A 10,689-nucleotide genomic window follows, 5' to 3' on the forward strand; every position below is an offset into this window, starting at 1 on the left:
CACCAGCACGGTGCCCTGCGGCTCGGCGCGCGCCGTCTCGTCCCGCGCGGTGCCGCCCTGAGCCGTGCCGCCCTGAGGCGCCTGCCCGGCCTGCGCCTGCGCCGCCTGCTCGGCGGCGAGCGCGCGCAGCCGCTCCTCCTCGCGCCGTCGCCGACGCTCGCCCATCTCCATGGGCGTCTGCTCAGACATCCTGACCTCGATACAGACCGTGCTTCGCGATGTACTGCACGACGCCGTCGGGCACGAGGTACCAGACAGGCTCCCCCGCCTGCGCGCGCATCCTGCAGTCCGTCGACGAGATCGCCAGGGCGGGGACCTCGAGCTGGGTCACCGCGCCCTCGGGGATCCGGTCGAGCGTCATGGCGTGCCCGGGCCGTGTCACGGCGACGAAGTGGGCCATCGCCCACAGCTCGTCGACGTCCTTCCACGTGAAGATCTGCTCGATCGCGTCGGCACCGGTGATGAAGAACAGGTCGGCGTCGGGGCGCTCGGCACGCAGGTCACGCAGGGTGTCGACCGTGTACGTCAGGCCCGGGCGGTCGACGTCGACGCGGCTCACCGTGAACCTGGGGTTGGACGCCGTGGCGATGACCGTCATGAGGTAGCGGTGCTCGGCCGCCGTGACGTCGCGCTCCTGCTTGAAGGAGGGGCGGCCGGTCGGGACGAACACGACCTCGTCGAGACGCAGGTCGGCAGCGGCCTCGCTCGCGGCGACCAGGTGGCCGTGGTGGATGGGGTCGAACGTCCCGCCCATCACCCCGATCCTGGGCCGTTGGTCAGTCATCCCCTGCAGGTCCTCCGAGTTCGTGGCCGGCGGCGTCCCGTGGAGCCGGATGGGCTCAGTGACGGGTGCCCACGCTGCGGAAGGCGTACGTGACGAGGAGCAGGACGGCGAGGACGCCGAACGCGGTCAGCCCCATCACCTCGGGCGGCAGCCCCTGGGCGGCCTCGTGAGTCTCCTCGGCGGCGAGCAGGGCAGCGTGCACGTCGACCTCCTGGGTCTCGGTTCGTCTCACTCGTCAGGTCGGCCCGACCGGCTCCAGGCAATGCCGCGGCCGGGCCGGTCCGGGCGGGCCTCCAGTGTCGCACGTCCCTCCGTCGGCACGAGCCCCGCGAGGGCTCGCAGACGGGTGATCCTCAGGCTCGGACGTGCCCGTCGCCCTCCACGACCCACCGGGTCGTGGTGAGCTCGGCGAGGCCCATCGGACCCCGCGCGTGCATCTTCTGCGTCGAGATCCCGATCTCCGCCCCGAGGCCGAGCTGGCCACCGTCCGTGAAGCGGGTCGAGGCGTTCACCATGACGGCCGCGGAGTCCACCTCGGCGACGAAGCGGCGCGACGCCGCCAGGTCGTTCGTGACGATCGCCTCGGTGTGGCCGGAGGACCAGGTGCGGATGTGCTCGAGCGCCTCGTCCAACGAGCCGACCACGCGCACGGCGAGGTCGAGCGAGAGGTACTCCGTCGCCCAGTCCTCCTCGGTGGCGGGCACGACGTCGACCCCCTCGGGCGCGAGGGCGGCCGTGCGCTCGTCGCCGTGCACGACGACGCCGGCGCCGGCCAGCGCCGTGAGCGCTGCGGGCAGGAAGCCGGCGGCGGCGTCGGCGTGGACGAGCAGCGTCTCGGCCGCGTTGCAGACCCCGACCCGCTGGGTCTTGGAGTTCATGAGGATCGGCAGCGCCATGGCCGGGTCCGCGGCCGCGTCGACGTACACGTGGCAGTTGCCGACGCCCGTCTCCACGACGGGGACGGTCGCCTCGCGCACCACCGTCTGGATGAGGTCCGCGCCGCCGCGCGGCACGAGCAGGTCGACGAGCCCACGCGCGTGCATGAGGGCGACCGCGCCGGCGCGACCGTGCTCGTCGATCGACTGCACCGCGTCCGCGGGCAGCCCCACGGACGTCAGCGCCTGGCCCAGCACCTGGACGATGACCGTGTTCGAGCTCGACGCCGCGGAGCCGCCGCGCAGGACGGCCGCGTTGCCGCTCTTGAGCGCGAGGCCCGCCGCGTCGACCGTGACGTTCGGCCTCGCCTCGTAGATCATGCCGACGACGCCCATGGGCACGCGGACCTGACGCAGGCGCAGCCCGTTCGGCAGTGTGGAGCCGCGCACGACCTCGCCGACCGGGTCCGGGAGCGCCGCGAGCTCACGCAGGGCGTCCGCGATCGCCGCGATCCGGTCGGGCGTCAGCGCGAGCCGGTCGAGGAGCCCCTCGGACAGGCCGGCCGCCTGGCCGCGCTCGAGGTCGACCGCGTTGGCGCTGACGATCTCCGGGGCCGCGACGACGAGCGCGTCCGCCATCGCGCGCAGGGCCGCGTCCTTGGTCGCACGCGTCGCCGTCGCGAGCGCGCGCGACGCGACCTGCGCGCGCCGCGCCGTGGCGCGCACCGCCTCGGTCACGTCCGGCGACTCGGCCGGTCCCGGTGACGGGGTGCTCGTGGGGGACGCGGTGACGGAGGACATGCCCGCAGGATAGGCCGGGTCGCCGACAGGCGTCCCGGCCGCCCGCGAGGCGTCGCGCAGGGCCGCGGCGTAGCGTCGTCAGGACCGGACGACGTCGTGAGGTGCGGGGATGGAGTGGTTCGACGCCGAGGGCTGGACGGTCGCACGCGCCGTCGTGCAACGGGGTGTCGCCGCCGTCTACGCGATCGCGTTCATCGCCGTCCTCCGGCAGTTCACTCCCCTGCTCGGCGAGCACGGCCTGCTGCCCGTGCCGAGGTTCGTCGAGCGCGTCCCGTGGCGGTCCGCGCCGAGCCTGTTCCACCGGTGGTACTCGGACCGCCTCGTCGTGGTCGTGGCCTGGGTCGGCCTCCTGCTCGCGGTGAGCGTCGTCGTCGGGCTGCCCCAGACGGGGCCGCCGTGGGCCCCGATGCTCGTCTTCCTCGCGATGTTCGGGCTCTACCTGTCGGTGGTCAACGTCGGGCAGATCTTCTACGGATTCGGCTGGGAGTCCCTGCTGCTCGAGGCCGGGTTCCTCGCCGCGTTCCTCGGGTCCGACCGGGTCGCCCCACCGGTGACCGTCCTGGTCCTCGTCTGGTGGCTCGTCTTCCGGCTCGAGTTCGGCGCCGGCCTCATCAAGTGGCGGGGCGACACCGTGTGGCGGGACCTCACGGCGCTGTACTACCACCACGAGACGCAACCCATGCCGAACCCCGCGAGCCGCTGGTTCCACCTGCTGCCGAAGCCTCTGCACAAGGTCGAGGTCGCGGCCAACCACGTGACGCAGCTCGTCGTGCCGTTCCTGCTCTTCGTGCCCGGACCCGTCGCGAGCACGGCCGCCGCGATCATGGTCGTCACGCAGGCGTGGCTCGTGATCTCCGGCAACTTCGCCTGGCTCAACTGGCTCACGATGGTGCTCGCGTTCGCCGCGATCGACGACCGGTCCCTCGCGGCCGCCCTCCGGCTGGCGGGTGCGGACGCGGACCCCGCGCGGTGGTCGGCGCAGCAGGAGCCCGCCCCGCTGTGGTTCGTCGTCGTCGTCCTCGCCGTGAGCGCGTGGCTCGTCTGGCTGAGCCGGCACCCCGCGCGGAACCTGCTCTCCCGACGCCAGCTCATGAACGCGTCCTTCAACGCCTGGCACCTGGTCAACGCCTACGGCGCCTTCGGCAGCATCACGCGCCGCCGGGTCGAGGTCGTGGTCGAGGGCACGCTCGACGACGACCCGGGCACCGGGCACTGGTCGGAGTACGAGTTCAAGGGCAAGCCGGGCGACGTCCGCCGCGTGCCCCGTCAGTACGCGCCGTACCACCTGCGCCTCGACTGGGGCATGTGGTTCCTGGGGCTCGGCTCGTCGGCGCAGATGCGGTGGTTCGTGCCGTTCCTCGCGCGCCTGCTCGAGGCCGACGCACCGACGCTCCGCCTGCTGCGCCACGACCCGTTCGACGGCGAGCGGCCGCGGTGGGTCCGCGCACGCCTGTACCACTACCGCTTCGCGACGCGGCGCGAGCGACGCGAGACCGGGCAGTGGTGGGTCCGGACCGACGAGGGCCTCATGGTCGACGCCCAGGACCTCACGAGCCTGCGCCGCTACCTCTGACGGCCGGCGTACCGGGCGCTCGGCCGATCGACGTGCTCAGCGCTGCTTGACGAGCACGATGTCGTCGCGGTGCACGATCTCGCGGTCGTAGCCCGCGCCGAGGCGCTCACGCAGCTCGTGCGTCGTGCGGCCCAGCAGCTCCGGGAGCTCGGCCGCGCCGAACGCCACCAGCCCGCGCGCGACCGCGGTCCCCTGCGGCGTCACCAGCTCGACCGGGTCGCCCGCCTCGAAGTCGCCCTCGACCGCGGTGATGCCTGCGGGCAGGAGGGATGTCCGGCGCTCGACGACGGCGCGCACGGCCCCGTCGTCCAGCACGAGCCGGCCCTGGGTGCTCGCCGCGTGCTCGAGCCACAGCATGCGCGTCGAGCGACGCCGGCCGGTCACGGCGAACCACGTCCCGACGGGCTCTCCGGCGAGCGCCCGGGCGGCCTGCGCGGCGGACGTCAGCACGACCGGGACGCCCGAGCCCGTGGCGATGCGCACGGACGCGAGCTTGGTGACCATGCCGCCGGTCCCGACGGCGCTGCCGCGCACGCTGACGTCGACGCCCTCCAGGTCCGCGGCGCCGCGCACCTCGGTGATGCGGCGGGCGCCGGGACGCGACGGCGGTCCGTCGTAGAGCGCGTCGACGTCCGTGAGCAGCACCATCGCGTCGGCGTGGACGAGGTGGGAGACGAGCGCGGCGAGCCGGTCGTTGTCGCCGAACCGGATCTCGTCGGTCGCGACCGTGTCGTTCTCGTTGACGATGGGCACGACGCCGAGCCCGAGGAGCCGCTCGAGCGCGCGCTGCGCGTTGCGATAGTGGCCGCGACGGACCGTGTCCTCCGCCGTCAGAAGCACCTGACCGACCCGCAGGCCGTGCGCGGCGAACGCCTCGGTGTAGCGCGCGACCAGGAGACCCTGACCCACGGACGCCGTGGCCTGCGCCGTCGCGAGGTCGCGCGGACGGCTGGCCAACCCGAGCGGCGCGAGCCCGGCCGCGATGGCACCCGACGTCACGAGCACCACCTGACCGCCCGCGGCACGCCGCTCGGCCAGCACGCCGACGAGGGCGCGGAGCGCGTCGACGTCGAGGTGGCCGTCGGCGCCCGTGAGCGACGACGAGCCCACCTTGACGACGACGCGGGCGGCCGTCGCGATGTCCTGGCGTGCGGTCACCGCGGGCTCACGCGTCCTGGGCCGGGTCCGACCAGTGCCCCGCCTCGCGCTCGGTCCACAGCTCCGAGCGCGCCTCCGACTTCGCGTCCATGCGCTCCTTGTACTGCTCGCGCTTGGCCGAGCGGGTCGGCCGGGACTGGTCCTCGAGCCGGAGGTCCGTGCCGCGAGGCCCGCCCAGCAGCTCGGAGCCGGTGAGCAGCGTGGGCTCCCAGTCGAAGACGACCGCGTCGTGCTCCGGCCCGATGACCACCTCGGCGCCCGGCGTCGCACCCTCCGCGAAGAGCCGCTCCTCGACGCCCAGGCGCGCGAGCCGGTCCGCGAGGTAGCCGACGGCCTCGTCGTTGGTGAAGTCGGTCTGGCGGACCCAGCGCTGCGGCTTGGAGCCGAGCACCTGGAACCACACGCGACCGCCGCTCTCCTTGCGGCTCACGGTGAAGCCAGCGTCGTCGACCGCCTTCGGCCGCAGCACGATGCGCGCCGGCTCGACGGTCGCGGCCGCGGCGCGCGCCTGCGTGACCAGCTCGGCGAGCGCGAACGTCAACGGCCGCAGGCCCTCGTGGCTCGCCGTCGAGATCTCCAGGACGCGCAGGCCGCGCTCCTCGAGCTCGGGCCGGACCAGCTCGGCGAGGTCGCGCGCCTCCGGCACGTCGATCTTGTTGAGCGCGACGATGCGGGGACGCTCGGTGAGCGGCACCTCGCCGCCGCGGATCTCGAGGTCCCCCGCGTAGGCGGCGAGCTCGGCCTCGATGACGTCGAGGTCGCTGATCGGGTCGCGGTCGGGCTCGAGCGTCGCGCAGTCGAGCACGTGCACCAGGACCGCGCAGCGCTCGATGTGGCGCAGGAACTCGAGGCCCAGGCCCTTGCCCTGGCTCGCGCCCGGGATGAGGCCGGGGACGTCGGCGACGGTGAAGCGTGCCGAGCCCGCCTGGACGACGCCCAGGTTGGGGACGAGCGTCGTGAACGGGTAGTCGGCGATCTTCGGCCGCGCGGCCGAGATCGCGGCCACGAGGCTCGACTTGCCCGCGCTCGGGTACCCCACCAGTGCGACGTCGGCGATGGTCTTGAGCTCGAGGACGACGTCGCGGCTCTCCCCCGGCTCGCCGAGCAGGGCGAAGCCGGGCGCCTTGCGCCGCGGCGACGAGAGCGCCGCGTTGCCGAGGCCGCCGCGGCCGCCGGCCGCGACGACGAAGCGCGCACCCGCGCCCACGAGGTCGGCGAGCACCTCCCCGTCGACGCTCTTGACGACGGTCCCGTCCGGGACCTTGAGCACGAGGTCCTGACCCGTGCCGCCCTGGCGGTCGTCGCCCATGCCCTGCGTCCCCGAGGGCGCGTGGCGGTGCGGCGAGTGGTGGTAGTCGAGGAGGGTCGTCACCTGGTGGTCGACCTCGAGGACGACGTCGCCCCCGTCACCACCGTTCCCCCCGTCGGGCCCGGCCAGGGGCTTGAACTTCTCGCGGCGGATCGAGGCGCACCCGTGGCCGCCGTCACCTCCCGTCGCGTGCAGGACGACGCGGTCGACGAACGAGGCCACGGCGTTCTCCTCTCAGTGCGTTCGGGACGTGGGACGCGCGAAGGGGCGCACCGTTCTCCGGTGCGCCCCTTCGCGTGAAGAGCTCTGCGTCAGGCGTCGGCCGTGACGATGTCGATGACCTTGCGGCCACGGCGCACGCCGAACTGGACCGCACCGGCCGTCAGCGCGAACAGCGTGTCGTCGCCGCCCCGCCCGACGTTGTTGCCGGGGTGGAAGTGGGTGCCGCGCTGGCGCACGATGATCTCGCCCGCGTTGACCAGCTGACCGCCGAAGCGCTTGACGCCGAGGCGCTGCGCGTTGGAGTCGCGGCCGTTCCGCGAGGAGCTGGCGCCCTTCTTGTGTGCCATGACTGACCTGCTTTCGTGCTGAGCGTGTGAGGAGGACGGGGTGAGCGGCCGCTGGCTCGTCGAGGCGGGCGGCCGCCCGGACTCACTGGATTCCGGTGACCTTCAGGCGGGTCAGCTTCTGGCGGTGACCCATGCGCTTGCGGTAGCCCGTCTTGTTCTTGTACTTGAGGATGTCGATCTTCGGGCCCTTCTCGTCCCGCACGATCTCCGCGGTGACCGTGACGCCGGCCAGTGCGGCGGCGTCCGAGGTCACCTTCTCCCCGTCCACGAGCAGGAGAGCAGGCAGCTGCACGGTGGAACCGGCGTCACCCTTCAGACGGTCGACGACGACGACGTCCCCGACCGCAACCTTCTCCTGGCGGCCACCAGCCTTGACGATCGCGTACACCACGTTGCCGCTCATCTCTACTCGTTCTCGGTCGCACGACTCTCGCGTGCACGTTCTCGGTGAGGCGCCGCGCGCAGCCGAGGCGTCCGACGACGCCGGTCTGGGGGCACGCACAACCCGGCGCATCCCAGACGCGCCGACGTCCTAGACTACGGAACGCGTCTGCGAGGGTCAAACCAGCGTGCGTCACACTCCGCGCGCACCCGGCCCGCGGCCGGCCGCCGTCCGGAGGCGCGGCGCGCTCACGCCACGGGCGGGTCCGCGACCATCCCCCGCTCCGCGTGGTGCGCGCGGAAGACCGCGGTGCGCAGCTCGATCGCCCACGCTTCGAGCGTCGGCATGCCGGCCGCTCGCGCGACCTCGATCTCGGCCTCGACGTCGTAGGGCACCCGCACGACCTGGATGCCGAACGGGTCCTCGCCCGTGCCGCCGAGGACGCCCTCGAGGATCGCGTACGACGGGACGGGCTCGTCGAGCGGGTTCCCCGCGCTGCCGACGTTGAGCAGCGTGCGCCCCTCCACGGTCTCGAGGTACGCGTCGTGCACGTCGCCGTAGACCACGACGGACGGTGCGGGCCCGGGCCCGGTCAGCTCGGTCGACGCGAACATCGCGTCGAACTCGGCGTTCGAGTGCTCCCTGCGCACCCGGGTGTGCACGCTCTTCGCCGAGGCGTGCACGAAGCGGATCCGCCGGCCGCTGAGCTCGATGTGGTGCACGAGCGGCAAGGACAGCAGCCATGCCCGGTCCTCGGGCGTGAGCTCCTCGTACCACCACACCGACGCGGCGTTCTTCTCCGGGTCCGGGCGGGGCAGGAAGTCGTCCCAGTTGCCGCGCACGGTGACGGCGCACCGCTCGCGCGTCCGGGCCACGGCCGCCGAGCCGCGAGGCCCCTTGCCGGCGACGTCACCGAGGTTGACGACCGTGCGGATGCCGCGGCGGTCGATGTCGGCCAGGACGGCGTCGTACGCCGTCATGTTGCCGTGCACGTCCGAGACCACCGCGACCCGATCCATGGGCCGTCACGCTACCCGCGCCACGCGCCACGGCCGCGCGCCTCACAGGGCGTGCGGATGCGTGCCGGACGGCGGCAGGTGCCGGGCGGGGTCGCCGCCCGGCACCGGCGGCTCAGCCCTTGCTGTCGTCCTCGGTGACCGGCGGCACGGGGGCCTCGACGGCCGCGATGCTCGAAAGCGCGTCGCCCAGCTCTGCGTCGGCCGCCTCGTCCGACGTCGGCTGGTCCGACGTCGGCTGGTCCGACGTCTGTGCGTCCGGCGTCGTCTCGTCCGGCGTCGTCGGGTCGGTCACCGGCTCGTCCGGCGTCGCCTCGTCCGGCATCGTCTCGTCCACGGTCGTCTCCTCACCTGACGTCACGACCGTGTCGTGGTCGTGGTCGTGGTCGTGCGCGTGCGCCGCCGCGGCCGCGATGGTCGCGAGCGTCGCCTTGACCGCCTCGCGCGCCTCGGGGAGCACCGGGACGGCCACCGCGGGCGTGGGTGCCGCGCTCTTCTTGCGACGCGAGCGCTTCGACTCGGTCGGCTCCGCGGCGCGACCCTCCTCGGGCGCGGGACGGACCTCGACGGGCTCGTTGTGCACGATGAACCCACGCCCGTTGCAGTGCTGGCACGTCTCGCTGAAGGCCTCGACCAGGCCCTGGCCCACGCGCTTGCGCGTCATCTGGACCAGGCCCAGCGACGTGACCTCGGCGACCTGGTGCTTCGTCCGGTCGCGGCCCAGGCACTCGACCAGGCGGCGCAGGACGAGGTCGCGGTTGGACTCGAGCACCATGTCGATGAAGTCGATCACGATGATGCCGCCGATGTCCCGCAGCCGGAGCTGCCGCACGATCTCCTCGGCCGCCTCGATGTTGTTGCGCGTCACCGTCTCCTCGAGCGTGCCGCCCGAGCCGGTGAACTTGCCCGTGTTGACGTCGACGACCGTCATGGCCTCGGTGCGGTCGATCACGAGCGAGCCGCCCGAGGGCAGGTAGACCTTGCGGTCCATGCCCTTGGCGAGCTGCTCGTCGATCCGGTGCGCCCCGAAGACGTCGCCCTCGCCGGACCAGCGGCTGACCTTCGACACGAGGTCGGGCGCCATGGCGTCGACGTAGTCGGAGATCATCGACCAGACGCCCTCGCCCTGGACGACGAGCGACGAGAAGTCGTCGTTGAAGATGTCGCGGACCACGCGGATCGCGAGGTCCGGCTCGCCCTGGAGCAGCGCGGGCGCCGACGCCGTCTTCGCCTTCTTCTCGATCGCGGCCCACTGGTCCTGCAGGCGCTGGACGTCCGCGCGCAGCTCCTCCTCCGAGGCGCCCTCCGCGGCCGTCCGGACGATGACGCCCGCGGCGTCCGGCACGATCTCCTTGAGCAGCTTCTTCAGGCGGGCCCGCTCGTTCTCGGGCAGCTTGCGGGAGATGCCCGTCATGCCGCCCGCGGGCACGTAGACCAGGTAGCGGCCCGCGAGCGTGATCTGCGACGTCAGGCGGGCGCCCTTGTGGCCGATCGGGTCCTTCGTGACCTGGACCAGGACGGAGTCGCCCGACTTGAGCGCCTGCTCGATGCGGCGCGGCTGCCCCTCGAGGCCCGCGGCGTCCCAGTTGACCTCGCCGGCGTAGAGGACCGCGTTGCGGCCCTTGCCGACGTCCACGAACGCGGCCTCCATGCTCGGCAGCACGTTCTGGACCCGGCCGAGGTAGACGTTCCCGGCCATCGACGTCTGGTTCTGCCCGTGGCTCGTCCGTGACACGAAGTGCTCGACGAGCACGCCGTCCTCGAGCACGGCGATCTGCACGCGCCCGTCGGACTCGCGCACGACCATCGCGCGGTCCACCGCCTCGCGGCGGGCCAGGAACTCCGACTCCGTCACGATCGTGCGGCGGCGGCCGGCGTCGCGCCCCTCGCGGCGGCGCTGGCGCTTGGCCTCGAGCCGCGTCGAGCCCTTGAGCGCCGTGACCTCGTCGGAGACGGCGCGCGAGGCGCGGGCACGCGTCCGCGCGGGCGCCTGGACCGCGTCCTCGCCCTCGCCGCGCGCACGGCGACGGCGCCGCCGGCGACGGCTCGACGTGCCACCCTGCTCGTCGCCCTCGGCGGCGTCGCCCTCGCCGTTCTCGTCCTCGTCGTCCTCGACGTCGTCCTCGGCGGCAGGCTCGGCCGCGGCGTCCGCGCCACGACCGCGGCCCGAGCGGCGGCGCCGACGCCCCCCGGCCTCGCGCGGCTCGTCCGCCTCCGTGTCG

11 protein-coding genes are annotated in these 10,689 nt (G+C 73.4%); 1 reads left to right on the forward strand and 10 read right to left on the reverse strand.

What is annotated here, in order from left to right:
* The 4 genes from ICW40_RS19395 to ICW40_RS19410 form a co-directional block, all read right to left on the reverse strand.
* The coding region (locus tag ICW40_RS19395) for a hypothetical protein (RefSeq protein WP_221655626.1) at positions 1-189 on the reverse strand (189 nt) is incomplete at its 3' end.
* The gene (nadD, locus tag ICW40_RS19400; protein WP_221655627.1) at positions 182-784 is read right to left on the reverse strand and encodes a nicotinate-nucleotide adenylyltransferase; all 603 of its coding nucleotides are present in this window, start codon (positions 782-784) and stop codon (positions 182-184) included. The genes ICW40_RS19395 and nadD, both read right to left, overlap by 8 nt.
* A gap of 55 nt (positions 785-839) precedes the next feature.
* Positions 840-986 (reverse strand): hypothetical protein, encoded by a 147-nt coding sequence (locus tag ICW40_RS19405; RefSeq protein WP_221655628.1) that lies wholly within the window; start codon positions 984-986, stop codon positions 840-842.
* Between the two features lie 151 nt (positions 987-1,137).
* Positions 1,138-2,460 (reverse strand): glutamate-5-semialdehyde dehydrogenase, encoded by a 1,323-nt coding sequence (locus ICW40_RS19410; RefSeq protein ID WP_221655629.1) that lies wholly within the window; start codon positions 2,458-2,460, stop codon positions 1,138-1,140.
* A gap of 109 nt (positions 2,461-2,569) precedes the next feature.
* Between ICW40_RS19410 and ICW40_RS19415 the strand changes: the two genes are divergently transcribed.
* Positions 2,570-4,033, forward strand: a complete 1,464-nt coding sequence (locus ICW40_RS19415; RefSeq protein WP_221655630.1) for a lipase maturation factor family protein — start codon at positions 2,570-2,572, stop codon at positions 4,031-4,033.
* A gap of 36 nt (positions 4,034-4,069) precedes the next feature.
* Here ICW40_RS19415 and proB read toward each other — a convergent pair whose 3' ends face one another.
* From proB to ICW40_RS19445, 6 genes are all read right to left on the reverse strand, one after another.
* Complete coding sequence (proB, locus tag ICW40_RS19420) at positions 4,070-5,191, reverse strand: glutamate 5-kinase (RefSeq protein ID WP_221655631.1); 1,122 nt, start codon at positions 5,189-5,191, stop codon at positions 4,070-4,072.
* 7 nt (positions 5,192-5,198) lie between these two features.
* The gene (obgE, locus tag ICW40_RS19425; protein ID WP_221655632.1) at positions 5,199-6,722 is read right to left on the reverse strand and encodes a GTPase ObgE; all 1,524 of its coding nucleotides are present in this window, start codon (positions 6,720-6,722) and stop codon (positions 5,199-5,201) included.
* Positions 6,723-6,811: 89 nt separating this feature from the next.
* A complete protein-coding gene (gene rpmA / locus ICW40_RS19430) occupies positions 6,812-7,069 on the reverse strand; it encodes a 50S ribosomal protein L27 (RefSeq protein WP_199425139.1) in 258 nt (85 codons plus the stop codon).
* 82 nt (positions 7,070-7,151) lie between these two features.
* The gene (gene rplU, locus ICW40_RS19435; protein ID WP_221655634.1) at positions 7,152-7,460 is read right to left on the reverse strand and encodes a 50S ribosomal protein L21; all 309 of its coding nucleotides are present in this window, start codon (positions 7,458-7,460) and stop codon (positions 7,152-7,154) included.
* A 239-nt stretch (positions 7,461-7,699) separates the two neighbouring features.
* The gene (locus tag ICW40_RS19440) at positions 7,700-8,470 is read right to left on the reverse strand and encodes a metallophosphoesterase family protein (RefSeq protein WP_221655633.1); all 771 of its coding nucleotides are present in this window, start codon (positions 8,468-8,470) and stop codon (positions 7,700-7,702) included.
* Between the two features lie 112 nt (positions 8,471-8,582).
* The coding region (locus ICW40_RS19445; protein WP_260459478.1) for an Rne/Rng family ribonuclease at positions 8,583-10,689 on the reverse strand (2,107 nt) is incomplete at its 5' end.

Origin of the sequence: Actinotalea ferrariae (assembly GCF_019733465.1) — a bacterium.
In the GTDB taxonomy this organism is placed as follows: domain Bacteria; phylum Actinomycetota; class Actinomycetes; order Actinomycetales; family Cellulomonadaceae; genus Actinotalea; species Actinotalea ferrariae_A.